Annotated in this window: 19 protein-coding genes; 12 read left to right on the forward strand and 7 right to left on the reverse strand. The window is 71.2% G+C overall.

Annotation, left to right across the window (positions count from 1 at the left end):
• Window positions 1–105: 105 nt before the first annotated feature.
• Window positions 106–1,671, reverse strand: coding sequence for a purple acid phosphatase family protein (locus tag AC27LF_RS27340; RefSeq protein WP_479657211.1), 1,566 nt, complete (start codon window positions 1,669–1,671; stop codon window positions 106–108).
• 154 nt (window positions 1,672–1,825) lie between these two features.
• Here AC27LF_RS27340 and AC27LF_RS27345 point away from each other — a divergent pair, with 154 nt between their 5' ends.
• The 8 genes from AC27LF_RS27345 to cimA all read left to right on the forward strand — a co-directional run bounded on the left by AC27LF_RS27345 (window position 1,826) and on the right by cimA (window position 12,308).
• On the forward strand, window positions 1,826–2,869 hold the full coding sequence (locus tag AC27LF_RS27345; protein ID WP_479657210.1) for a 3-isopropylmalate dehydrogenase: 1,044 nt from the start codon (window positions 1,826–1,828) through the stop codon (window positions 2,867–2,869).
• A gap of 242 nt (window positions 2,870–3,111) precedes the next feature.
• On the forward strand, window positions 3,112–4,200 hold the full coding sequence (locus AC27LF_RS27350) for a branched-chain amino acid aminotransferase (RefSeq protein WP_479657209.1): 1,089 nt from the start codon (window positions 3,112–3,114) through the stop codon (window positions 4,198–4,200).
• A 733-nt stretch (window positions 4,201–4,933) separates the two neighbouring features.
• Entirely contained in the window at window positions 4,934–5,617 is a 684-nt protein-coding gene (gene ureA, locus AC27LF_RS27355) for an urease subunit gamma (RefSeq protein WP_479659116.1), read from the forward strand.
• A complete protein-coding gene (locus AC27LF_RS27360) occupies window positions 5,614–7,329 on the forward strand; it encodes an urease subunit alpha (RefSeq protein ID WP_479659115.1) in 1,716 nt (571 codons plus the stop codon). The genes ureA and AC27LF_RS27360 overlap by 4 nt, the downstream gene beginning before the upstream one ends.
• 22 nt (window positions 7,330–7,351) lie before the next feature.
• The gene (locus AC27LF_RS27365; RefSeq protein ID WP_479659114.1) at window positions 7,352–8,389 is read left to right on the forward strand and encodes an agmatine deiminase family protein; all 1,038 of its coding nucleotides are present in this window, start codon (window positions 7,352–7,354) and stop codon (window positions 8,387–8,389) included.
• An 11-nt stretch (window positions 8,390–8,400) separates the two neighbouring features.
• Window positions 8,401–9,015: a TetR/AcrR family transcriptional regulator gene (locus tag AC27LF_RS27370; RefSeq protein ID WP_479659113.1), complete on the forward strand. Its 615-nt coding sequence runs from the start codon at window positions 8,401–8,403 to the stop codon at window positions 9,013–9,015.
• A gap of 97 nt (window positions 9,016–9,112) precedes the next feature.
• On the forward strand, window positions 9,113–10,414 hold the full coding sequence (locus AC27LF_RS27375; RefSeq protein WP_479659112.1) for an MFS transporter: 1,302 nt from the start codon (window positions 9,113–9,115) through the stop codon (window positions 10,412–10,414).
• A gap of 283 nt (window positions 10,415–10,697) precedes the next feature.
• On the forward strand, window positions 10,698–12,308 hold the full coding sequence (gene cimA / locus AC27LF_RS27380) for a citramalate synthase (protein ID WP_479659111.1): 1,611 nt from the start codon (window positions 10,698–10,700) through the stop codon (window positions 12,306–12,308).
• Between the two features lie 117 nt (window positions 12,309–12,425).
• On the opposite strand, the gene AC27LF_RS27385 is transcribed toward cimA, so the two are convergent.
• Window positions 12,426–13,145: a helix-turn-helix domain-containing protein gene (locus AC27LF_RS27385; RefSeq protein ID WP_479659110.1), complete on the reverse strand. Its 720-nt coding sequence runs from the start codon at window positions 13,143–13,145 to the stop codon at window positions 12,426–12,428.
• A gap of 238 nt (window positions 13,146–13,383) precedes the next feature.
• Here AC27LF_RS27385 and AC27LF_RS27390 point away from each other — a divergent pair, with 238 nt between their 5' ends.
• Together AC27LF_RS27390 and AC27LF_RS27395 are read left to right on the forward strand one after the other, a co-directional pair.
• Complete coding sequence (locus AC27LF_RS27390; RefSeq protein ID WP_479659121.1) at window positions 13,384–14,049, forward strand: DUF4097 family beta strand repeat-containing protein; 666 nt, start codon at window positions 13,384–13,386, stop codon at window positions 14,047–14,049.
• Between the two features lie 76 nt (window positions 14,050–14,125).
• Window positions 14,126–15,511, forward strand: coding sequence for a hypothetical protein (locus tag AC27LF_RS27395; RefSeq protein WP_479659109.1), 1,386 nt, complete (start codon window positions 14,126–14,128; stop codon window positions 15,509–15,511).
• Window positions 15,512–15,537: 26 nt separating this feature from the next.
• Here the strand turns inward: AC27LF_RS27395 and AC27LF_RS27400 are convergent, their stop codons facing one another.
• Window positions 15,538–16,140, reverse strand: a complete 603-nt coding sequence (locus tag AC27LF_RS27400; protein ID WP_479659108.1) for a YceI family protein — start codon at window positions 16,138–16,140, stop codon at window positions 15,538–15,540.
• A 402-nt stretch (window positions 16,141–16,542) separates the two neighbouring features.
• Here AC27LF_RS27400 and AC27LF_RS27405 point away from each other — a divergent pair, with 402 nt between their 5' ends.
• Together AC27LF_RS27405 and AC27LF_RS27410 are read left to right on the forward strand one after the other, a co-directional pair.
• Complete coding sequence (locus AC27LF_RS27405) at window positions 16,543–18,138, forward strand: acyl-CoA carboxylase subunit beta (protein ID WP_479659107.1); 1,596 nt, start codon at window positions 16,543–16,545, stop codon at window positions 18,136–18,138.
• A gap of 66 nt (window positions 18,139–18,204) precedes the next feature.
• Window positions 18,205–18,399 carry an acyl-CoA carboxylase subunit epsilon gene (locus AC27LF_RS27410; RefSeq protein WP_479659106.1) on the forward strand — a complete coding sequence of 65 codons (195 nt, stop codon included), beginning with the start codon at window positions 18,205–18,207 and terminating at the stop codon, window positions 18,397–18,399.
• Between the two features lie 418 nt (window positions 18,400–18,817).
• On the opposite strand, the gene AC27LF_RS27415 is transcribed toward AC27LF_RS27410, so the two are convergent.
• From AC27LF_RS27415 to AC27LF_RS27430, 4 genes are all read right to left on the reverse strand, one after another.
• Entirely contained in the window at window positions 18,818–19,399 is a 582-nt protein-coding gene (locus AC27LF_RS27415) for a GTP-binding protein (RefSeq protein ID WP_029183992.1), read from the reverse strand.
• Window positions 19,380–19,949, reverse strand: coding sequence for a DUF742 domain-containing protein (locus tag AC27LF_RS27420; RefSeq protein ID WP_479659105.1), 570 nt, complete (start codon window positions 19,947–19,949; stop codon window positions 19,380–19,382). Before AC27LF_RS27420 ends, AC27LF_RS27415 begins: the two co-directional genes overlap by 20 nt.
• A gap of 95 nt (window positions 19,950–20,044) precedes the next feature.
• Window positions 20,045–20,458 carry a roadblock/LC7 domain-containing protein gene (locus tag AC27LF_RS27425; RefSeq protein ID WP_004983065.1) on the reverse strand — a complete coding sequence of 138 codons (414 nt, stop codon included), beginning with the start codon at window positions 20,456–20,458 and terminating at the stop codon, window positions 20,045–20,047.
• A gap of 10 nt (window positions 20,459–20,468) precedes the next feature.
• The gene (locus AC27LF_RS27430) at window positions 20,469–23,768 is read right to left on the reverse strand and encodes a sensor histidine kinase (protein WP_479659104.1); all 3,300 of its coding nucleotides are present in this window, start codon (window positions 23,766–23,768) and stop codon (window positions 20,469–20,471) included.
• Between the last annotated feature and the right edge of the window lie 106 nt (window positions 23,769–23,874).

Raw genomic sequence — 23,874 nt, forward strand, 5'->3', positions numbered from 1 at the left:
CGGGTACATGCCAACTTGTCGAGATCCTCCACCACACCCCCCCCCCCCCCCCTCCACACCCTCCACGAAAAGCACCCCCCCCCCAGTGTGTTCCCCCCCGCGGCCCTACCGGCCGCGCCGCACCTCGAAGTGGTCGATCCGGTCGCCGTTCTGCGCCAGCGCGGACACCGTCAGCCGCGCGGCCGCGCCCGCCTCGGCCGCCACCTCCAGGACGGAGAAGCCGGTGTAGCGCACCCGGGACCACTCCACCGTCTCCGCCTCGGTGTCCCGGGACCTCGTCCAGTGGAAGCTCGGCACCGCGTCGTGCCGGGTGACCTGCCCCTCATAGCTGTCGCCGACCCCGGAGGGGAACGAGTAGAGGTTCCGGCCGCCGCCGCCCGCGGTGACGTACACGATCCCGTCCCGGGTCGGATCCGTGGACCCGCCGATCGGCACCGCCCGGCCGACCGCGCCGCCGCGCACCGCGTCGGTCCGCTCGTACACATGGTTGTGCCCGTTGATCACCAGGTCCACCTGGTGCCGTGCGAACAGCGGCAGCCAGGCGTCCCGCACGCCCCCGTCGGAGGCGTGCGTCGAGGTGGAGTACGCGCAGTGGTGGAAGAAGACGACCACGAAGTCGACGTCCCGCGCCGCGCGCAGCTCGCCGAGGGTGCGGTCCAGCCACTTCGTCTGCCGGCCGTCCGTGTGCCCGAGGTTGGCCGGGATCTCGTACGACACGTCGTTCGCGTCCAGCGCCACGAAGCCGACATTGCCGTACACGAAGGAGTACGCGCCCGGGGTTCCGTGCGGATCGAAGCCGCTGTCCGGCAGGGAGAAGCGGGCGAGCTGGCCGCCGTAGCCGTCCGGGGAGTACCACGCCTCCATGTCGTGGTTGCCGGTCGTCACCATCCAGGGAACGGACCGGGCGACCGGCTCGGTCTGCTTCAGGAACAGGTCCCAGTACCGCGGATCGTAGCCGTCCGACGTGCTGCCGGTGCCGTTGGCGTCCGCGTAGCAGATGTCGCCCGCGTGCAGATGGAAGGCCGGCCGCCGGCGCAGCAGGACATCGTCGTTGGCGCTCGCGCTCCGGCTCACGCCCTGGTCGCCGAAGGCCGTGAAGACGAAGCGCTCCGGGGTGGCGGGCGCGGTGCGGAAGGAGGCGATCGTCGAGCGGTGGGTGGGGGAGGCGGGGTCCCAGCCGTCGTGGCCGACGCCGTAGTAGTACGTCGTGCCGGGACGCAGACCGTCCAGGGCCGCGTGCACGTAGTACTGCTCCACCGCCGGACGCACCCCTGCCAGGCCCGGCGTGCGCAGGTCGCGCAGCTCCGCGTCGATCCGGCGACTCAGCTCGTCGGGGCGCGACCCGACCCGCACGAACGGCCGGCGGACGGCGAACGGCACCTGCCAGGAGATCCGCATCCGGGTCTTCGGGTCGGCGCCGAACGCCAGATGACGGCCGAACGGGGCGATCGCGGCGCCCGCGACCCGCGAGGTCGCCGCGGCGGGACCGGAGGCCGGCGCGGACGCCGGGCCGGACGGGCCCGAGCAGCCGGTCAGCAGCCCGCCGGCCACCGCGCCCGCCGTCACCAGGGTGCGGCGCCGGGACAGCCGGGTCCGCAGATACTCGTGCTGCTCGGCCATGCTCATCCGGCTCGCCAGCCGCCGCGGGATGCCGAAGTCGGGGGTCTCCATGACGACGAACTTCCCACCGGCAGCCGACAACCGCCCCACATCCGGGTGAACACCCGCCGAAGCGCTGAGGCGTTCACCCGTCCGAGCGGTCCCCGGGGTGTCCGTATGGCGGACGGGGTGTGTCATCTCATGGGACGAGGAGTAGGGTGCCGACATGTCTCGCAGCATCAATCTCGCAGTGATTCCCGGTGACGGCATCGGCCAGGAGGTCGTGGCCGAGGGCCTCAAGGTCCTCTCCGCCGTCCTGCCGCAGGATGTGAAGCTGGAGACCAAGGAGTACGACTTCGGGGCCCGGCGCTACCACGCCACCGGTGAGACCCTGACCGACGCCGACCTCGACGCGCTGAAGCAGCACGACGCCATCCTGCTCGGCGCGATCGGCGACCCGTCGGTCCCCTCCGGCGTCCTGGAGCGCGGCTTCCTGCTCAAGCTCCGTTTCGCCTTCGACCACCACGTCAACCTGCGTCCGTCGAAGCTGCTCCCCGGTGTCGCCACCCCGCTGGCCGGCCAGCCCGAGATCGACTTCGTCGTCGTCCGCGAGGGTACCGAAGGCCCCTACACGGGCAACGGCGGCACCATCCGCACGGGCACCCCGCACGAGGTGGCCACCGAGGTCTCCGTCAACACCGCCTTCGGTGTGGAGCGCGTGGTCCGCGACGCCTTCGCCCGTGCCCAGGCCCGCCCGCGCAAGAAGCTCACGCTGGTCCACAAGAACAACGTGCTGACCTTCGCCGGGCACCTGTGGACGAACATCTTCAACAAGGTGGCCGCGGAGTACCCCGAGGTCGCCACCGAGTACATCCACGTCGACGCCGCCACCATCTACCTGGTCACCCAGCCCGAGCGGTTCGACGTCATCGTCACCGACAACCTCTTCGGCGACATCATCACCGACCTCGCCGCGGCCGTCTCCGGCGGCATCGGCGTGGCCGCCTCCGGCAACATCAACCCGAGCGGCGCGTACCCGTCCATGTTCGAGCCGGTGCACGGCTCGGCCCCGGACATCGCCGGCCTGGGCAAGGCGGACCCCACCGCCACCGTCCTGTCCGTCGCGCTGCTGCTGCGCCACCTCGGCTACGACACCGAGGCGGACCGCATCGAGGACGCCGTCTCCGCCGACCTCGCGGAGCGCGCCGCGGGCCCCGCCCGCAGCACCTCGGGCATCGGCGACGCGCTCCGCGTACGCGTAGCCGGCTGAGCCCCGCCGCGCTGCACCAAGCCGCCGGGTGGCTCAGGCGCCCGGCGGCTTCCCCATGTCCCCGCCGGGTGCCACCATCGACCCCTGGGCCGCATTCACCCCGATTCCTTCCGCCTGTGCCCCGCGCGATAATCGGACGCGGAGCCGCGGCATGAGGGAATGCTCGGACGTCCTAGCACCGGCCGCCGGCCGGGCGGACGTGAGCGCGGCCCGTCACTACAACCGGTGAAGGACTACCACTCATGACGACGCCCACGATCGAGCTCAAGCCCTCCGCCCACCCGCTGCCCGCAGCGGAGCGGGAGGCGATCCTCGCCAACCCCGGATTCGGCCGCCACTTCACCGACCACATGGTGACGATCAAGTGGACCGAGGGCCGGGGCTGGCATGACGGCCAGCTCGTTCCGTACGCGCCGATCCCTCTCGACCCGGCCACCAACGTCCTGCACTACGCGCAGGAGATCTTCGAGGGTCTCAAGGCATACCGCCGCCCCGACGGCTCCGTGGCGACCTTCCGCCCGGACCAGAACGCCAGGCGTTTCCAGCGCTCCGCCCGCCGGCTTGCCATGCCCGAACTGCCGGTCGAGACGTTCATCGAGGCGTGTGACGCCCTGGTCAGGCAGGACAAGGACTGGGTGCCCGCACACGGTGGCGAGGAGTCCCTTTACCTGCGGCCCTTCATGATCGCGACCGAGGTCGGGCTGGGTGTGAAGCCCGCCAACGAGTATCTGTTCCTCGTCATCGCCTCCCCGGCAGGCGCGTACTTCGCCGGGGGCGTCAAGCCGGTCTCCATCTGGGTCTCCGAGAACCGGGTCCGCGCCGTCCCGGGCGGCATGGGCGACGCCAAGACGGGCGGCAACTACGCCGCCTCGCTGCTCGCGCAGGCGGAGGCGGCGGCCGAGGGCTGCGACCAGGTCTGCTACCTCGACGCGGTCGAGCACCGGTGGGTCGAGGAACTGGGCGGCATGAACCTGTACTTCGTGTACGGCGACAAGATCGTGACGCCGACCCTCAGCGGCTCGATCCTGGAGGGCGTCACCCGTGACAGCCTGCTGACCGTGGCCCGCGACCTCGGTTACGAGTCGGAGGAGGCCCGCGTCTCCATCGAGCAGTGGCAGCGGGACTCGGAGGACGGCACCCTCACCGAGGTGTTCGCCTGCGGCACCGCCGCGGTCATCACCCCGGTCGGCACGGTCAAGCGCGCGGGCGCCGAGTGGAAGCAGTCGGACGGCGAGCCCGGCAAGGTCACCCTGGAACTCCGCCAGGCCCTCCTGGACATCCAGCGCGGCATCACCGAGGACCCCCACACCTGGATGCACCCCCTGACCTGACCCCCAACGCCCCCCACCGCCCCCCGCGGGGGCCGGTGGGGGGCCCGCCCCCGAAGGGGCGCGGGGAACGGCGCGAGCAACCACACAACTCCCGCACCCGCCGACGAGTCCGACTCCCCGAGTTCGTGGGCGCCCCCGCCCCCGCCGGAGGCAGGCGCGCCCCCTGAAGGGGCGCGGGGAACGGCGCGAGCAACCAAACAACTCCCGCACCCGCCGACGAGTCCGACTCCCCGAGTTCGTGGGCGCCCCCGCCCCCCCCGGCCGGAGGCAGGCGCGCCCCTGAAGGGGCGCGGGGAACGGCGCGAGCAACCACACAATCCCCGCACCCGCCGACGAGTCCGACTCCCCGAGTTCGTGGGCGCCCCCGCCCCCGCCGGAGGCAGGCGCGCCCCCTGAAGGGGCGCGGGGAACGGCGCGAGCAACCACACAATCCCCGCACCCGCCGACGAGCCCGACTCCCCGAGTTCGTGGGCGCCCCCGCCCCCGCCGGAGGCAGGCGCGCCCCCTGAAGGGGCGCGGGGAACGGCGCGAGCAACCACACAACTCCCGCACCCGCCAACGAGTCCAAACCCCCGAGCTCTTAGGCGCCCGCGTCCCCCACACCGCACCCATCCGCCCCCGAATTTGACCAGCGTTCGAAATCAGACGGGCAAGTCCACCAAGAGCCTTCCCTACCAGGCAACCTTCATTTAGAGTGTCGCTCAAAGCCAGCGCAGCGAGAGGCGTCCGCATCATGAGGCTGACCCCCACGGAACGTGACCGGCTGTTGCTGTTCGGGGCAGCCGAACTGGCCCGCACCCGCCGCTCCCGCGGCCTGCGGCTGAACGTGCCGGAGGCAACCGCGCTCATCGCGGACACCGTGTGCGAGGCCGCCCGCGACGGCAGCCGGCTCGCGGAGGCCATCGAGGCGGCCCGTGCGGTCCTCGGCCCGGACGACGTGCTGCCCGGCGTCGCAGACGTGGTCACCGAGGTGCATGTGGAGGCGGTCTTCGACGACGGCAGTCGACTCGCGGTGGTCACCGACCCGATCGTCGGCGGCGGGCTCGGCGAGCGTGCCCCCGGCGCCCTGGTGCCGGGCCCCGAGCACACCGAACCGGCGCCCGCCCTGCGGCTGACCGTCACCAACACCGCGGCCGTACCGGTCTCCGTCACGTCGCACTTCCACTTCTTCGAGGCGAACCCGCGGCTCGACTTCCCCCGCGCCGACGCCTACGGCATGCGGCTGGCGGTACCCGCGGGGTCCTCCGTGCGGTTCGGGCCGGGGGAGCGCGCCGAGGTGGGGCTGGTGCCCATCGGCGGCGACCGGATCGCGATCGGCTTCGCCGGGCTCGTCGACGGCCCGCTGGACGCCCCGGGCGCGAAGGAAGAGGCGTTGCGCAGGGCAGCCGCCTGCGGATATCTGGGAGCCGGCCGGTGAACCCGTACGAGTACGCCGCCGCCCACGGCCCCCGGGCCGGCGACCGCATCCGTCTCGGCGACTCCGGGCTGGTGATCCGCGTCGAGTCCGACGCGCAGCGCTACGGCGACGAGTTCCTGGCCGGGTTCGGCAAGACCGCCCGGGACGGTCTGCACCTCAAGGCCGCCGCCGTCCGCGCCACCTGCGACGTGGTGATCAGCAACGTCGTGGTGGTCGACGCGGTCCTCGGCATCCGCAAGGTGTCCATCGGCATCCGCGAGGGACGCATCCACGCGATTGGGCGGGCCGGCAATCCCGACACACTCGACGGGGTCGACGTCGTGGTCGGCACCGGCACGTCGATCGTGTCGGGCGAGGGGCTGATCGCCACCGCGGGCGCCGTCGACACCCATGTCCATCTGCTGTCGCCGCGCATCATGGAGGCGTCGCTGGCCTCCGGCGTGACCACCGTGATCGGGCAGGAGTTCGGGCCGGTGTGGGGTGTCGGCGTCAACTCGCCGTGGGCGCTGCGGCACGCGTTCAACGCCTTCGACGCCTGGCCCGTCAACATCGGCTTCCTGGGCCGGGGTTCGTCCTCCGACCCGGCGCCCCTGGTGGAGGCGCTGGCCGAGGGCGGCGCGAGCGGTTTCAAGGTGCACGAGGACATGGGCGCCCACACCCGGGCGCTGGACACCGCCCTGCGTGTCGCCGAGGAGCACGACGTCCAGGTGGCCCTGCACAGCGACGGGCTGAACGAGTGCCTGTCGGTCGAGGACACCCTGCGGGTGTTGGAGGGGCGCACCATCCACGCCTTCCACATCGAGGGCTGCGGCGGCGGGCATGTGCCGAACGTGCTGAAGATGGCCGGGGTGCCGAACGTCATCGGCTCCTCCACCAATCCCACCCTGCCCTTCGGCCGGGACGCGGTCGCCGAGCACTACGGCATGATCGTCTCCGTCCACGACCTCAAGGCCGACCTGCCCGGCGACGCGGCCCTGGCCCGCGACCGCATCCGCGCCGGGACCATGGGCGCCGAGGACGTGCTGCACGACCTCGGCGCGATCGGCATCACCTCCTCGGACGCGCAGGGCATGGGCCGGGCGGGCGAGACCGTGCGGCGCACGTTCGCGATGGCCGGCAAGATGAAAGCAGAGCAGGCACAGCAGGCGGGGCAGGCACAGCAGGCGGGGCAGGCCGAGTGGGGCGCGCCCGAGGGCGACGACAACGAGCGGGTCCTGCGCTACCTCGCCAAGCTGACCGTCAATCCCGCGATCGCGCACGGTCTCGCGCACGAGATCGGCTCGATCGAGACCGGCAAGCTCGCCGACATCGTGCTGTGGCGGCCGGAGTACTTCGGCGCCAAACCGCAGCTCGTGCTCAAGGCGGGCTTCCCGGCGTACGGGGTGGTGGGCGACCCCAACGCGGCCACCGACACCTGCGAACCCCTCGTGCTGGGCCCGCAGTTCGGGGCGTACGGGGCGACACCCGCCGACCTGTCCGTCGCCTTCGTCGCGCGTGCCGCCCTCGACCAGGGCCATGACACGCTGCCGACGCGCCGCCGCAGGGTCGCCGTCCGCGGCACCCGCGGCATCGGTCCGGCCGACCTGCGCCGCAACACCCGTATCGGAGCGGTCGATGTCGACGGGCGCACCGGTCTTGTCACCCTCGACGGGGAGCCGCTGCGTTCGGCGCCCGCCGACTCGGTCTCCCTCAACCGCCTGTACTTCCTGTGACGTCGGCAGACAAGGACCCCCTATGAACACCCCCGCGGCCGACGGTTTCGGCATGCCCGCCGAGTGGGCGCCGCACGAGCGCACCTGGATGGCCTGGCCGGGCCCCAACCCCACCTTCGAGGACCCGGACGATCTCGCCGCCTCCCGCGCCGCGTGGGCCGCGGTCGCCCGCGCCGTGCGCCGCTTCGAGCCGGTCACGGTGGTGTGCGGCCCGGGGCAGTCCGCCGCCGCACGCTCCCTGCTCGGGCCGGATGTGAGCACCGTCGAGCGTGACCTGGACGACGCCTGGATGCGCGACATCGGGCCCACGTTCCTCACCGACGGCCGTGAACTGGCCGCAGTGGACTGGACGTTCAACGGCTGGGGCGCCCAGGACTGGGCCCGCTGGGAACACGACGCGAAGATCGCCGCGTATGTCGCGGACCTCGCGGGCGCGAAGACGTACGCCTCGACGCTGGTCAACGAGGGCGGCGCGATCCACGTCGACGGCGAGGGCACCGTGCTGCTGACCGAGACGGTCCAGCTCGGCGCCGAACGCAATCCGCACTGGACGAAGGAGCAGGTCGAGGCGGAGATCCACGCCCAGCTCGGCACCCGCAAGGCGATCTGGCTGCCCCGCGGCCTCACCGGCGACTACCCCCCGCACGGCTTCGGCACCCTCGGGCACGTCGACATCGTCGCGGCGTTCGCCCGTCCGGGCGTCGTGGTCGCGCACTCCCAGCCGGACCCGGCCCACCCCGACCACGAGGTGACCCGTGAGGTCATCGGTCTGCTGCGGGCCCAGCGGGACGCGCGGGGCCGCGCCCTGGAGGTGGTCGAGGTGCCCGCGCCCACCGTCCTTGAGGCCGACGGCCGCTGGGCCGACTACTCCTACATCAACCATTACCTGTGCAACGGCGGCGTCGTGCTGTGCGCGTTCGGCGACCCGCGCGACGAGACGGCGGCCGGGATCTTCCGCCGCCTCTTCCCGGAGCGCACGGTCACGCTCGTGGACGCGCGTACGATCTTCTCCGGAGGCGGTGGCATCCACTGCGTCACCCAGCAGCAGCCGAGGATCTAGGAGCAGCGCACATGGCCGGTGGGCGCAGACAGGCCCCGCCCCGCGAGGACGTGCTCGCCGCTGCCATGGACATGATCGCCGAGCGCGGTCTGGACAAGCTCACCATGGCGGCCCTCGGCCACCGGGTCGGCATGAGCAGCGGCCACCTCCTCTACTACTTCCGCTCCAAGGACGAACTGCTGTTGCAGACCCTGGAGTGGAGCGAGGGCCGGCTCGGCGTCGAGCGCGGCCGGCTGCTCACCCGCCGCGCGGCGGTACGTGCCCGCCTCGACGCCTACGTCGACCTGTACGTTCCCGACGGCCACCGCGATCCGCACTGGACGCTCTGGCTGGAGGTCTGGAACGGCTCGCAGGCCGCCGCCGGTGACGACGCCCGCGACCGGCAGGCCGCCATCGAGGGCGCCTGGCACCGCGACCTCGTCGCCCTGATCGCCGAGGGCGTCTCGCACGGCGCGTTCCGGCCCGTGGACGCCGACCGCTTCGCCGCCCGGCTGCGCGCCCTCCTCGACGGCTTCTCCATCCATGTGGCGGTCGGCCTGCGCGGCACCAGCCGGGCCCAGATCCTCGGCCACGTACGGGAGTTCCTGGACGAGTCGCTGGGCCCGCCGGAGCCCCGGGACGCCTGACGGCACCGGCGGCCGGGGCCCGCACACGGCCGTGAACGCAATGAACACAATGCGGTTCGCTCTTGTCGCACCTGCGAACCCCCGGCACGTTACGTCCATGGGACGAGAGCACTGGAAAAGGATCTGGATCGGCTCGGCGGGCAACATGGTCGAGTGGTTCGACTGGTTCGTGTACGCGAGCTTCGCCACCTACTTCGCCGGGGCGTTCTTCCCGAGCGGCAACCCCACCGCCCAGCTGATGAACACAGCGGGCATCTTCGCCGTCGGCTTCTTCATGCGCCCGGTCGGCGGCTGGCTGCTGGGCCGGGTGGGCGACCGCAGGGGACGCAAGGCCGCGCTGACCCTGACGGTCACGCTGATGTCCGCGTCCGCGGTGCTCATCGCCGCCGCGCCGACCTACGCGGTGGCCGGCTACGGCGGCGCGCTCGTACTGCTCGTCGCCCGTCTGCTGCAAGGACTCTCGGTGGGCGGCGAGTACGCGGCCAGCGCCACCTACCTCACCGAGGCGACGGACCCGCGCAGGCGCGGCTTCGCCTCCAGCTTCCAGTACGTGTCCATGACCGCGGGCCAGATCGCCGGCCTCGGCCTGCTGATCGTCCTGCAGCGCACCATGTCCGACGACGCGCTGCACGGCTACGGCTGGCGCATCCCGTTCGTGGTGGGCGCGCTCGGCGCCGCGGTCGTCTTCTACCTGCGCCGCACCATGCTGGAGACCGAGGTGTACGCGGAGGACACCTCGGGCAGCGAGGAGCGCGGCACCCTGCGCGCCCTGTGGCGGCACCGGCGGGAGGCGTTCCTGGTCATCGCGCTGACCATGGGCGGCACCGTGGCCTACTACACGTACACCACCTACCTCACCAAGTACCTGTCGAACTCGGCGGGCCTGGCCAAGGAGACCGCCACCCTCGTCTCCTTCACCGCGCTGATCGTCTTCGCCTGTCTGCAACCCCTCGCGGGCCGGCTCTCCGACCGGATCGGCCGCCGCCCCCTGCTGATCACCTTCGCGGTCGGCTCCACCGTGCTCACCGTGCCGATCATGACCCTGCTGAAGCACGCGGACGGCTACTGGCCCGCCCTCGGCCTCGCCCTGCTCGCGCTCGTCGTGGTCACCGGCTACACCTCCATCAACGCGTGCGTGAAGGCGGAGCTGTTCCCGACCGGGGTACGCGCGCTCGGCGTGGCGCTGCCCTACGCGATCGCCAACGCCCTGTTCGGCGGCACGGCGGAATACGTCGCCCTGTGGTTCAAGAACGCGGGCGCGGAGTCCGGCTTCTTCTGGTATGTGGCCGGCTGCGCCGGGGTGTCCCTCGTGGTGTACATCACCATGCGGGAGACGAAGGACCTGGATCTGACCCGGGTGCCGTCTCGCGAGGCGTCTCGTGTGACGACCGCATCCTGAGACGGGCGGTGAGCCGGGGGCGGAATGTGCCACACTGCCCCCGTGCTCTCGTTCGCCATGATTATTGGCAGCAGGCGCGCCGGTCCGCAGTGACCACCACGTACGACCAGGTACGGGTGGCCACCGTCGTCCTCGACCCGCGCGCAGACCTCTCGCACCCGCGAGGGGTTTTTTCGTTTCCCGGCCCATCGTCAGCCGGGAACGGAGCGCGGGGGAGTATTGGGGGGACGGTGGAGCCGGTCATTCCGGTACGACCGAGATCCCAAACAGGAGCCTTGAGACCATGACCGAGACGGAAACCAGCGAGCTCGACGACTCGTTCCACGTCTTCGACACCACGCTGCGCGACGGCGCGCAGCGCGAGGGCATCAACCTCACCGTCGCGGACAAGCTCGCCATCGCACGGCACCTGGACGACTTCGGAGTGGGCTTCATCGAGGGCGGGTGGCCGGGCGCCAACCCCCGCGACACCGAGTTCTTCGCCCGCGCCCGGCAGGAGATCGACTTCCGGCACGCCCAGCTCGTCGCGTTCGGCTCGACTCGTCGCGCCGGCGCCAAGGCCGCGGAGGACCCGCAGGTCAGGGCGCTCCTGGAGTCCGGCGCCCCGGTCATCACGCTGGTCGCCAAGTCACATGACCGGCACGTGGAGCTGGCGCTGCGCACCACGCTCGACGAGAACCTGGAGATGGTCCGCGACACCGTGTCCCACCTGCGCGCGCAGGGCCGCCGGGTGTTCGTCGACTGCGAGCACTTCTTCGACGGCTACCGGGCCAACCCCGAGTACGCGAAGGCCGTCGTGCGGACCGCCGCGGAGGCCGGCGCCGACGTGGTGGTGCTGTGCGACACCAACGGCGGCATGCTGCCCGCCCAGATCCAGGCCGTGGTGGCCACGGTCCTCGCGGACACCGGCGCCCGGCTCGGCATCCACGCCCAGGACGACACGGGCTGCGCGGTCGCCAACACCCTCGCGGCCGTGGACGCCGGCGCCACCCATGTGCAGTGCACCGCGAACGGCTACGGCGAGCGGGTCGGCAACGCCAATCTGTTCCCGGTGGTCGCGGCCCTGGAGCTGAAGTACGGCAAGAAGGTCCTCCCGGAGGGCCGGCTGCGCGAGACGACGCGCATCTCGCACGCGATCGCCGAGGTCGTCAACCTCACCCCGTCCACCCACCAGCCGTACGTCGGCGTCTCCGCCTTCGCCCACAAGGCCGGGCTGCACGCCTCGGCCATCAAGGTCGACCCGGACCTGTACCAGCACATCGACCCCGAACGGGTCGGCAACACCATGCGCATGCTGGTCTCCGACATGGCGGGCCGCGCCTCCATCGAGCTGAAGGGCAGAGAACTCGGCATCGACCTGAGCGGCGACCGCGAACTGGTCGGCCGGGTCGTCGAACGAGTCAAGGAACGCGAGCTGAAGGGCTACACCTACGAGGCGGCGGACGCCTCGTTCGAGCTGCTGCTGCGCGCGGAGGCCGAGGGCAGGCCCCTGACCTACTTCCGGGTCGAGTCCTGGCGGGCCATCGTGGAGGACCGCCCCGACGGCACCCACGCCAACGAGGCCACGGTCAAGCTCTGGGCCAAGGGCGAGCGCATCGTCGCCACGGCGGAGGGCAACGGCCCGGTCAACGCCCTCGACCGGGCCCTGCGGGTGGCGCTGGAGAAGATCTACCCGCAGCTCGCCAAGCTCGACCTCGTCGACTACAAGGTCCGCATCCTGGAAGGCAAGCACGGCACCCAGTCCACGACCCGCGTCCTGATCGCCACCTCCGACGGCAGCGGCGAATGGTCCACGGTGGGCGTGGCCGAAAACGTCATCGCAGCCTCCTGGCAGGCCCTGGAGGACGCCTACACCTACGGCCTGCTCCGAGCAGGAGTGGAACCAGCGAAGTAACCCCCGGGGTGGGCCACCGCCCCAACGGTGCCCACCCAACGCCCCGATCCCCAAAGGGGCGCGGGGAACGGCGCGACCAGCCACGAAGCCGCCGCAGCCGCCCGACACCTCGCGCCCCTACCCGCGGGGCGAGGACGCATGCAAGACCGCGCGGGCCTGCTCGGCGGCCCGGGTGATGCTCTCGCTGATGAAGTCGAGAAAGCGGGCGATGTTCTCCAGCCGGGTGGCGGCCGGGGTGTGGGGGCCGAGAACGGCGACGCCTTGGCGCGCGGTCCGCACGAGCTGGTCGTTGGACCGGGCGCCGGCGATCGTCGCCTGGTAGAAGAGCTCGTCGTCCACGACGTAGCGGTCGCGCCGGCGCTCGTCGCGTTCCCGGCGGACGAGGCTCTGGCCCTCCAGGAACGCGATCGCCTTGGAGATGGACGCCGGGCTGACCTGGAGGCGCTGGGCGAGCTGGGCCGCGGTGAGGCTGCCGGCGTCCGTGGTGAACAGGCAGGTCAGCACCCGGGCCGTCATCTTGGGCAGGCCCGAGGCCATGAGGACGGTGGTCAGCGTCTCCTCGTACTCGGCCACGGCCTCGGCGTCGCGTCCGTGTGGCTGGGGCACCGACTCCGGCCTTCGGGAGGAGGCGGGCCTTCGCCTGCGGGCGCGCTGTTCGGTGGCGCGGTGGGCCAGGTCGGCGCGGTAGGCGGTGGGGCCGCCGTTGCGCATCACCTCACGCGTGACGGTCGAGGTCGGTCGGTCCAGGCGGCGGGCGATCTCGGCGTAGGGGAGGCTGTCGGCCAGCCCCAGCGCGATCTGCCGGCGTTCCTGCTGGGTGAGCCTGCCTCCGGGCATCGCGATCTCCTTGGTGATCCCTCGTGGTGGTCCCCGTTCCCGCGACCCTAGCGTTCACTTCACATCCATTGCAATGATCGGAGTGGCCATCGTTGCGTTATCGACGCGTCCGTTGCAACGATTTAACTACTTCTACCTGCGTAAATGCCGATTCTATGCAACGAACGCGTTGTCGTGATGTGGAAAGCAACGTAGCGTTTCTCGTATCGGAAACGACGAACCGAAACGGGAGAGCATGATGCAGAAGTTCGACACCCCCGCCCCGATCTCCGCCGTCCTCGACATCCCCGCCGGCCGCATCCAGGTCATCGCCGCCGACCGCGCCGACACCACCGTCGAGGTCCGGCCCGCCGACCCGGCCAAGAGCCGCGACGTCCGGACCGCCGAGCAGACCGCCGTCTCCTGCGCCGACGGCGTCCTGCGGATCCACACCCCCGAGCCCAAGAACCAGCTGTTCGGCCCGTCCGGGTCCCTGGAGGTCACCGTTCAGCTGCCCGCCGGCTCCCGTATCGAGGGCAAGGCCGCCGGCTCCGAACTCCGCGGCGTCGGCCGCCTCGGCGACGTCGTCTTCGAGGGCGCGTACCGCCAGATCAAGATCGACGAGGCCGCCAGCGTCCGCCTCACCGCGCTCGACGGCGACGTCGAGGTCGGCCGGCTGAGCGGTCCCGCGGAGATCGGCACCGCGAGGGGCGACATCCGGATCACCGAGGCCGTGCGCGGCACGGTCGTGCTCCGCACCCAGTCCGGCGACATCACGGTCGGCGCAGCTGCCGGTGTCTCGGCCGCCCTGGACGCCGACACCGGCTACGGACGCATCAGCAACGCCCTCAAGAACGACGGCACCGCCGAACTCGACATCCGCGCCACCACCTCCCGCGGCGACATCACCGCCCGCAGCCTCTGAAGGGACGGACAGCGGCCGTGGTCGAGGCCATGAGCACGAACAACCGGATGGGGGAGGCTTCGGGTAGCGTCGAAGGATGAAGGCCGTCCCGAGGGCCGCACCCGAGGCCGTACGACGGGCCCGAAGCCTCCCGGCGCTGCTGCTGGCCGTCTTGGCGCTCATCGCCATGACCACGCTCGCGCCCTGCGCCGCGGCGGCCACCGACGTCTCGTCCATCGCGGCCGCCCTCCGCAAGGGCCCGGTGTACGTCGACCCGGCGGCCACCGGACAGCTGTCGGCGGCGGACGCGCGGGCGCTGAGCGGCCGGATCGAGGCGGCCGGCAAGCCCGTCTTCATCGCCGTCCTGCCGGCCGGCCAGCCCACCCGGAACCTGTTCACCGACCTGCGCACCGCCACCGGCGTCACCGGTCTGTACGCCGTGCGGCTCGGCGACCGCTTCGACGCCCGCGCCGATTCCTCGGTCCTGTCCCGCACGGCCGTGCGCAACCTCGTCACCAGCGTCCAGGGTGAGAGTGCCGGCACCCAGTTGACCGACTTCACCGACCGTGCCCTCGCCCACATGGGTGGGCGGGCCCCCGCGTCCTGGGGCTCCTCGCGCGGCGCCGGCGGTACATCCGGTACGGCGCTGATCGTCACGGCCGCCGTGCTGGTCGCCGGCGGGCTCGGCGCGTACGCCCTGGTGCGGCGCGGCCGTCGGCACCAGGAGCAGGAGCAGCGGGCCGCCCTCGACCGGCTGCGGGTGGTCGTGGACGAGGACATCACCGCGTTCGGCGAGGAACTGGACCGGCTGGACTTCCACCCGGCCGAGGCCGGGGCCGACGACGCGATGCGCGCGGACTACGAGCGGGCGCTGGACGCCTACGAGCAGGCGAAGCAGTACATGGCCGACGCCCGCGGACCCGAGGACGTGCGCGCCGTCACCCAGGCCCTGGAGGACGGCCGCTTCTCGCTGGCGCAGCTGTCCGCCCGCCGCGAGGGCCGCCCGCTGCCGGCCCGCCGCCCGCCCTGCTTCTTCGACCCCCGCCACGGGCCCTCGGTCACCGATGCCACCTGGACCCCGCCCGGCGGCACCGCGCGCGAGGTGCCGGTCTGCGCGGCCGACGCCACTCGCCTGGCCGACGGCCGGGACCCGGCGGTCCGCGAGGTCGACACCGAGCACGGCCGCCGCCCCTACTGGGAGGCGGGCCCGGTCTACGGCCCCTGGGCGGGCGGCTACTTCGGCGGCGGCATCCTGCCCGGCCTCCTCGTCGGCACGCTGCTCGGCAGCGCGCTGGCCGCCCCGGCGTACGCGGCCGACTACGGCACCGGCGCCGGCGACTTCGGCGCGGGCGGCTACCAGGGCGGTGATGTGTCGGGCGCCGACTTCGACCCCGACGACTTCGGGGGCGGGTTCGGCGACGGCGGCTTCGACAGGGGAGGCGATGGGGGAGGGGGCGGCGGCGATTTCGGCGGCGGATTCTGAGGCCCGTCCCGAAAGGGACCGGCGGCTCAGGCGTTCTTGATCGCCGAGATGTCGAAGTTCAGCTTGATCTTGTCGGAGACCAGGACACCGCCAGTCTCCAGGGTCGCGTTCCAGGTCAGACCCCACTCGGAGCGCAGGATCTCCGCCTTGCCCTCGAACCCGACGCGCTCGTTGCCGAAGGGGTCCTTGGCGGAGCCGTTGAACTCAAGGTCGATGGAGAGCGGCTTGGTGACGCCGAGGATGGACAGGTCACCGGTGATGCGGTACTCGTCACCGCCGAGGAACTCCGCCTTGGTGGAGCGGAAGGTCATCGTCGGGAACTCGTCGGTCTTGAAGAAGTCGGCCGACTTCAGGTGGCCGTCCCGGTCGGCGTTGCCGGTGTCGATGCTGTCCATCGTGATGTCCAGCGAGGCGGTCGACTTGGTCGGGTCGGTGCCGTCCAGGTGCAGCGTGCCGGACAGCTCCGTGAAGCTGCCCTTGACGTTGGTGACCATGGCGTGGCGGGCGACGAAGCCGATCGTGGTGTGGGCGGGGTCGACCGTGTAGTCGCCGGTGACCGAGGCCAGGTCGGGGCTCACCGTCGCCGCGGCGGTGGTCGGGTCGGCGTGCTTGTTGCCGAAGATGCCCATCTCGTGCTCCTTGGGGACGAAGAGATCATTGATGTTGAAGGTTCAATGAGCTGTCGGTGAAAACCGTAGACCCATCCGGTTCAATGTTCAACATCATCCGTCGGCGTGTCGCCTCCCATGCGCTGTGTCACGCGATTGCCCGACGGGACGGCCGTACCGCTAGGCTCTGCACGGACCGCCGTCCGAGGGTCCCCGTCACTCCGGCGATGGCATGTGCCGCGCGCGAATAGGGGATGGCTCCCCGGTGACGACCTTGTCGCATCTCCACAAGCGCGACACCCTCTGAGCAGTCGGAACGGCTGCATGGCGGTGAGGTTCTGTTCAGGGGTACCAGGAAAACGGGCCGGAGACTGTACGGAGTCGACGGCTCGCTTTTCTTGGTGTCCTTCGTAAGGTCGCTACATGACCGTTTTGGAAGAGACGACGGGTGAGCCGGCCGGTGAACCGGCGGACGCGCGCGGGCGGGTCGCCGAGTTGCACGACATCCGTGCGCGGGCGCTGGCGGGCCCCAGCGAGAAGGCGACCGAGGCCCAGCACGCCAAGGGCAAGCTGACGGCTCGGGAGCGGATCGAGCTGCTTGTGGACGCGGGGTCCTTCCAGGAGGTCGAGCAGCTGCGCCGGCACCGGGCGACCGGGTTCGGCCTGGAGGCCAAGAAGCCGTACACGGACGGTGTGATCACCGGCTGGGGCACCGTGGAGGGCCGTACGGTCTTCGTCTACGCCCATGACTTCCGGATCTTCGGCGGCGCGCTGGGCGAGGCGCACGCCACGAAGATCCACAAGATCATGGACATGGCCATCGCGGCCGGTGCCCCGCTGGTGTCCCTGAACGACGGCGCGGGCGCCCGGATCCAGGAGGGTGTCTCCGCGCTGGCCGGCTACGGCGGCATCTTCCAGCGCAACACCAAGGCGTCGGGTGTCATCCCGCAGATCAGCGTGATGCTCGGGCCGTGCGCCGGAGGCGCCGCCTACAGCCCGGCGCTCACCGACTTCGTGTTCATGGTCCGTGAGACCTCGCAGATGTTCATCACCGGACCCGACGTGGTCAAGGCGGTCACCGGCGAGGAGATCACCCAGAACGGCCTGGGCGGGGCCGATGTGCACGCCGAGACCTCCGGCGTGTGCCACTTCGCCTACGACGACGAGGAGACCTGCATCGCGGAGGTGCGCTACCTCCTGTCGCTGCTGCCGCAGAACAACCGCGAGAACCCGCCGCGCGCGGAGTCCGCCGACCCGGTGGACCGGCGTAGCGAGGCCCTGCTCGACCTGGTACCGGCGGACGGCAACCGCCCCTACGACATGGCCAAGGTCATCGAGGAGATCGTCGACGACGGCGAGTACCTGGAGGTCCACGAGCGCTGGGCCCGCAACATCATCTGCGCGCTGGCCCGCATCGACGGACAGGTCGTCGGCATCGTCGCCAACCAGCCGCAGGTGCTCGCGGGTGTGCTGGACATCGAGGCGAGTGAAAAAGCTGCGCGCTTTGTCCAGATGTGTGACGCTTTTAACGTCCCGATCGTCACCTTCCTGGATGTCCCTGGGTTCCTCCCCGGTGTCGACCAGGAGCACGGCGGGATCATCCGGCACGGCGCGAAGCTGCTGTACGCCTACTGCAACGCGACCGTGCCGAGGATCTCGCTCATCCTCCGCAAGGCGTACGGAGGCGCGTACATCGTCATGGACAGCCAGTCCATCGGCGCCGACCTGACCTACGCCTGGCCCACCAACGAGATCGCGGTGATGGGCGCGGACGGCGCGGCCAACGTCATCTTCCGCCGGCAGATCGCCGAGGCCGAGGACCCCGAGGCCATGCGGCAGAAGATGGTCAAGGAGTACAAGGCCGAGCTGATGCACCCGTACTACGCGGCGGAGCGCGGCCTGGTGGACGACGTCATCGACCCGGCCGAGACCCGCGAGGTGCTGGCCAAGTCCCTGGCGATGCTGCACACCAAGCACGCCGACCTGCCCTCGCGCAAGCACGGCAACCCGCCGCAGTGACCCCGGCGGACCCGCGGTAACCCACTGGTTCCCGCGCGGAAACCTCTCTCACGGAGACTGACAGCCATGAACACTCCCGACATCCGCGTCGAGAAGGGCCACGCCGAGCCCGAGGAGGTCGCCGCCATAACGGCGATCCTGCTGGCCCGTGCCGCAGCCCGCAGCGTTGCGGCTGCCCCCGCGCACCGAGGCCGCGCCAAGGCCGGCTGGCGCCGCCTCGACCGCGAGCCAGGCTTCCGAGCCCCCCACAGCTGGCACTGAGCCCCAAACAAGAAGGGGCCCCTCTTAGTAGAGGGGCCCCTTCTTGGCATTGGGCCAAAGGGAGACGCGCCCCGACAGGGGCGCGGGGAACTGCGCGAGTGGCCACGACGCACCCGCAGACGGCGTACAACCATGAGTGGCACCCCCGTAGCCGTACCGCCGGAGCCGGGGACCTTCCGAACGCAGGGGGCGCGCCCCGATAGGGGCGCGGGGAACTGCGCGAGTGGCCACGACGCACCCGCAGACGGCGTACAACCATGAGTGGCACCCCGGTGGCCGTACCCACCGGAGCCGGAATGTTTCGAACGCAGGGGGCGCGCCCCGATAGGGGCGCGGGGAACGGCGCGAGTGGCCACGACGCACCCGCAGACGGCGCACAACCGCCGGCGGCACCCCGTAGCCGAGCCGCGGAAAGACCTCAGCGCAGCCGAGCCATCAACGCATGCTCCACGAGAGTGATCAACGCACTCTTGGCATCCGCCCGATGCCGCGCGTCCGTCGTGATGATCGGCGTGTCCGGCCCGATCTGCAACGCCTCCCGCACCTCGTCGGGCGAGTACGGCTGATTTCCGTCGAAGCCGTTCAGGGCGATGACGAAGGGAAGCCCCGAGTTCTCGAAGTAGTCGACCGCCGGGAAGCAGTCGGCCAGCCGACGCGTGTCGACCAGCACGATCGCGCCGATGGCGCCCCGCACCAGGTCGTCCCACATGAACCAGAACCGGTCCTGGCCGGGGGTGCCGAACAGGTAGAGGATCAGATCCTGGTCCAGGGTGATGCGGCCGAAGTCCATGGCGACCGTGGTGGTCGTCTTGTCCCCGGTGTGGGTGAGGTCGTCGATGCCTGCCGAAGCGGACGTCATGACGGCCTCTGTGCGCAGCGGGTTGATCTCCGAGACGGCGCCGACGAACGTGGTCTTACCCACGCCGAAGCCGCCCGCCACCACAATCTTCGCGGAGGTGGTGGAGCGGGAAGGACCGCCGCTAGAGCTTGCGAAGTCCACTGAGCACCCTTTCGAGCAGTGTCACGTCTGGCTGGCCACCGGCGTTCTCGTCGCCGCCGGGCTGATGGATGGCGACCAGGCCCGCCTCCGCCAAGTCGGCGACGAGGATCCTGGCCACGCCGAGGGGGATGGTCAGCAACGCCGAGATCTCGGCGACCGACTTGATCTCTCGGCACAGGTGGCAGATCCGCTGATGCTCGGGCAACTGGCCCTGCATCTGGTGCGGCTGCGCGGTGGTGTGCACCAGCGCCTCGATGGCGAGCTGGTACCGCGGGCGGGTCCGTCCGCCGGTCATGGCGTACGGACGCACCAGGGGGTTGTTCGCCGCCGAGGCGGGCGCCGGCTCGGGACGGCGCTGCGGCTGCACCGGCTGGATGCGCGGCGCCGGCGGCTGGTCGTACGGCGAAGGGCCGGGGCCCTGCGGTGCGTACGGCTGCTGGTGGCTCGGGGTGGAGGGGAAGTTGTACCGGTTCGCCGAACCGTCGCCGTGGCCCTGGGCAGGGCCGTACGACCAGTTGCCCGCAGACGAACCGCTTGGGGGTGTTGCCACTTTTCTCCTCCTCCGACCGTGCCGGGCACCCGTCCCTGGGAAGCCGCGTCCCGAAACCTTACGGCCCCGGGACCCGAAAACGCACCGTCTGTCTGTTAGTTGAGAAGGCTGCCCTGGAGCTCCGCGCGGAGATCCGGGGTGAGAACCGTGCCCGCACGGTCTACCAAAAGCGCCATCTCGTACCCGATGAGGCCGATGTCCGCCTCCGGGTGTGCCAGGACTGCGAGGGACGAGCCGTCTGAGATGGACATGATGAAGAGGAATCCCCGCTCCATCTCCACAACCGTCTGATTCACGCTGCCCCCCTCGAAGATCCGGGAGGCGCCTGCCGTCAGTGACGTCAGACCGGAGGCGACGGCCGCGAGCTGGTCGGCGCGGTCGCGGGGAAAGCCTTCGGACATCGCCAGAAGGAGTCCGTCGGCGGAGACCACCACCGTGTGGGACACCCCCGGGGTGTTGTCCACGAAGTTGGTGATCAACCAGTTCAGGTTCTGTGCCGCCTGGCTCATCGGGCTCACACTAACGCTCCTGGTCGTAGGTGCTGTCAGGACCGAAGCCCTGGCCGTTCGTTTCACTGCCTGCGCCCGCGTTGCGTCCGCGCTGGACGCCCCGACGCAGGTTGCTCAGCCGGCCCCGGACGTCTTCCGGGGCACGGGAGACCTGTGGGCCTCCCTGCGGGGTGGCTTCCGCGGCGCCCTCGACCAGGTTGGCCTTGGGCACCCGCCGAGGCAGACCGGAGGCGGTGACCCCGCCTGCCTTGGGCTTGCGCAGCTGCGACGCCTGCTGCCAGCGCTCGTCGTTGGCCGAACGCCAGACGCCCTCGCCGTTGCTCTGCGGTGCGGGAGCCGACGGCTCCTGGTGCGCGCCCGCCTCGCCGCCCGCGCCGTTGCCGTTCGGACCGCTCGCGGTGGATCCGCGGCGGGGCAGCCCGGCGTCGGTCAGCTCGTGGACGGCGGAGGAAGCCGGTCCCGGACGGTCGAAGCCTACGCGGTCCCGCTCCGTCACGTCACCGGCCTGCGCGGATTCCGCTTCGGCAGCGTACTGGGCCGGATAGCCGTTGTGGTAACCGTCCTGCTGCGGCCAGCCTCCTTGCTGGGGCTGCTCCTCGAAGGGGCGGAAGGAGTCGGCCGCGGCGGCGTGGGCGCCGGACTGCTGCTCCGCGACGGGCTCCGCATAGGACGGCTCCGGGTAGCCGCCGCCCGCCGTGAAGGCATCGCCCTGAGGAAGGCCGCCTGCCGGGAAGGCATCGCCCTGGGGAAGGCCGCCGCCCGCCGGGAAGGCGTCGCCCTGCGGGAGGCCGCCGCCCGTGGCGAAGTACTGCTCGTCGTACGCCGCACGGCCCGGCTCCTCGTAGGCCGGCTGCGGGTCGTAGGCCGCGGGCTGCTCCTGGTAGCCGCTACCGCCGGTGTCGTAGGCCGGGGTGCCGAACTCCTCGACGTAGGACGGCGCCTCGGGGGTCTCCGGCTGCGCCTGGGCGGGCTGGGCCGGGTCCTGCGCCTGGGACTCCAGGGCCGCGCGGCGCTCCTCGCGCATCAGCGAGCGGCCCACCGGGTCCAGTTCGCGGATGTCGTCGGGGACCTCGGGGTAGCGGCTGTCGTCGAAGCCGAGTTCGGCGGCGGTGCGCATCGGCGCCTGCTGGGTGAAGTTCTCGCCCTGGAACTGCTGCTCCGGGATGATCTGCGAGACCGTGAACTCCTCGCGGTCCAGGGGCTGTTCACCGCCACCGCCATGGGTGATGGCGTCGGGGAGCATGACCAGGGAGGTGGTGCCTGCCTGCTCTCCGGAGGGCCGCAGCTGGACGCGGATGCCGTGCCGGTCGGACAGCCGGCCGACCACGAACAGGCCCATGCGCTGGGAGACCGCCGCGTCCACGGTCGGCGGGTTGGCGAGCTTGTGGTTGATGTCCGCGAAGTCCTCGGCGGTCAGGCCGATGCCCTTGTCATGGATCTCGATCATGATCCGACCGTCCGGCAGCCGGGTGGCGGTGACGCGAACCTTGGTCTGCGGAGAGGAGAACGTCGTCGCGTTCTCCAGCAGCTCGGCCAGCAGATGCACGAGGTCGGTGACCGCGCGGCCGTGGATCTCGGCCTCCGGCACACCGGACAGTTCGATGCGCTCGTACTGCTCCACCTCGGAGGAGGCGGCGCGCAGCACGTCGATGAGCGGTACCGGCTGGTCCCAGCGGCGGCCGGGTTCCTCGCCCGCGAGGACGAGCAGGTTCTCGCCGTTGCGCCGCATACGGGTCGCCAGATGGTCCAGCCGGAACAGGTTCTCCAACTGGTCGGGATCGGCCTCGTTGTTCTCCAGGTCGGTGATCAGGGTCAGCTGGCCCTCGATCAGCGACTGGTTGCGGCGCGAGAGGTTGGTGAAGATCGCGTTGATGTTGCCCCGCAGCAGGGCCTGCTCGGCGGCGAGCCGGACGGCCTCGCGGTGGACCTGGTCGAAGGCCCGGGCGACCTCGCCGATCTCGTCGGTCGAGGCGATCGGGATCGGTGCGACCCGGGTGTCGACGCGGCCCGGGTCGGTGCGCGAGAGCTGGTCGACCAGCATCGGCAGGCGCTGCTCGGCGATGCCGAAGGCGGCGTTGCGCAGCTGCCGCATGGAGCGGCTCATCTGCCGGGCGACGGCACCGGCCAGGATGAACGCGACGAGCAGCGCGACCACGACCGCGGCACCCGTGATGAGCGCGGAGGTCCGGGCGTCGTCGGCGATGACGGATGCCTCGCTCACCGCCTTGTCGGCCAGGTCAGCCTCGATCTGGCGGTACGCGTTGAACTTGAGGGTGTTGACCGCCCACCAGTTCTGCGCGGTGATGCCCTTCTGGGCGAGCTGCTCACGGGCGAGCGCACCGGTGTCCGGCAGCGTGGCCACGGCCGAGACCATCGTGGTCGTGTTGGACGGCGGGGCCACGTACTTCGGGTCCTTGGCCCTGGCCTCCTGGGCCAGCGCGGCGCCGTCGGCCTTGATCTTCTTCTCGGCGTCGACGAGCTTCTGCGCGTCCGCCTCGGTGCCACCGGCGCGGTACTCCTCGACGGCGACCCGCTCCAGATAGGCGTAGGAGGACAGGGCGACCCGCTGGGTGGCCAGGTTCGGCGCGTCCGGGCCGGGCTTGACCAGCAGATGCATGCCGATGGAACGCTCCAGCGACAGCGCGGCCTTGGTCAGCGAGATGGCGTAGACGGTACGGCCGTAGGAGGTGATGTTGCCGGTGCCCAGACCGAGTTCGTTGGCGAACTCCATCAGGGGATGGGCGATGCCGACGTATCCCTCTTCGGTGTTCACGCCGGTGAGCTTGGTGGTGTAGGCGCTCGCGCGCAGGCCCTGGAGCTTCGGTTCCTCCTGCCGGAACAGCTTCAGACGCCGCTCAAGGCCGGCCTTGTGCGGCATGCCCTGGGCGGCCTCGTCGAAGGCGGCGGCGGCCTGGTCGGTCTTCTTGCGGGCCTCGGTGACGGTGTCCTTGTCGGTGTTCAGCAGCAGGGGCGCCGCGGAGACGTCACGCTCGACGTAGAGGGCGTCGGCATAGGTGAGGGCGGCGCGGACCAGGCGGGCGGTGCTCTCCGCGTCCCTGGCCTGCTGCCAGGTGTCGATCGAACTCTTCACCTGGAAGCCGCCCATGACGAGACCGACCACCACGGGTATCAGCAGGATCGCGTTCAGCCGGGTGGGCACCCGCCAGTTGCGCGGAGACAGGCGGCCGCCGCGTGGGGCGGGGGCCGCCGACCGCTCCGGGCCGGGCACAGGGGTGGGCGCCGCAGCGCGCGGCGGCGGGGTGAAGTTTCCCCGGGCCGACGGCTCGGGACCGCTCTTGCTTCGCCTCACTCGACCAACAACCTCTCGGCGGCCGGCACCTACATCGTGCCGCAGTCTCTCAGAGCCCCGTGGGTCAGGGACCACTCAGCCCCACTCAGCTACTGAGTACGTCTTT

It is taken from the genome of Streptomyces diversicolor, assembly GCF_057537855.1.

What these genes read in the sequence shown, in the direction of transcription:
- AC27LF_RS27370 (WP_479659113.1), top strand. Translation starts at nt 8,401, where the DNA reads ATGGCCGGTGGGCGCAGACAGGCCCCGCCCCGCGAGGACGTGCTCGCC.
- AC27LF_RS27405 (WP_479659107.1), top strand. Translation starts at nt 16,543, where the DNA reads ATGACCGTTTTGGAAGAGACGACGGGTGAGCCGGCCGGTGAACCGGCG.
- AC27LF_RS27375 (WP_479659112.1), top strand. Translation starts at nt 9,113, where the DNA reads ATGGGACGAGAGCACTGGAAAAGGATCTGGATCGGCTCGGCGGGCAAC.
- AC27LF_RS27340 (WP_479657211.1), bottom strand. Translation starts at nt 1,671, where the DNA reads ATGGAGACCCCCGACTTCGGCATCCCGCGGCGGCTGGCGAGCCGGATG.
- AC27LF_RS27345 (WP_479657210.1), top strand. Translation starts at nt 1,826, where the DNA reads ATGTCTCGCAGCATCAATCTCGCAGTGATTCCCGGTGACGGCATCGGC.
- AC27LF_RS27410 (WP_479659106.1), top strand. Translation starts at nt 18,205, where the DNA reads ATGAACACTCCCGACATCCGCGTCGAGAAGGGCCACGCCGAGCCCGAG.
- AC27LF_RS27385 (WP_479659110.1), bottom strand. Translation starts at nt 13,145, where the DNA reads ATGCCCGGAGGCAGGCTCACCCAGCAGGAACGCCGGCAGATCGCGCTG.
- ureA (WP_479659116.1), top strand. Translation starts at nt 4,934, where the DNA reads ATGAGGCTGACCCCCACGGAACGTGACCGGCTGTTGCTGTTCGGGGCA.
- cimA (WP_479659111.1), top strand. Translation starts at nt 10,698, where the DNA reads ATGACCGAGACGGAAACCAGCGAGCTCGACGACTCGTTCCACGTCTTC.
- AC27LF_RS27350 (WP_479657209.1), top strand. Translation starts at nt 3,112, where the DNA reads ATGACGACGCCCACGATCGAGCTCAAGCCCTCCGCCCACCCGCTGCCC.
- AC27LF_RS27390 (WP_479659121.1), top strand. Translation starts at nt 13,384, where the DNA reads ATGCAGAAGTTCGACACCCCCGCCCCGATCTCCGCCGTCCTCGACATC.
- AC27LF_RS27395 (WP_479659109.1), top strand. Translation starts at nt 14,126, where the DNA reads ATGAAGGCCGTCCCGAGGGCCGCACCCGAGGCCGTACGACGGGCCCGA.
- AC27LF_RS27425 (WP_004983065.1), bottom strand. Translation starts at nt 20,458, where the DNA reads ATGAGCCAGGCGGCACAGAACCTGAACTGGTTGATCACCAACTTCGTG.
- AC27LF_RS27365 (WP_479659114.1), top strand. Translation starts at nt 7,352, where the DNA reads ATGAACACCCCCGCGGCCGACGGTTTCGGCATGCCCGCCGAGTGGGCG.
- AC27LF_RS27400 (WP_479659108.1), bottom strand. Translation starts at nt 16,140, where the DNA reads ATGGGCATCTTCGGCAACAAGCACGCCGACCCGACCACCGCCGCGGCG.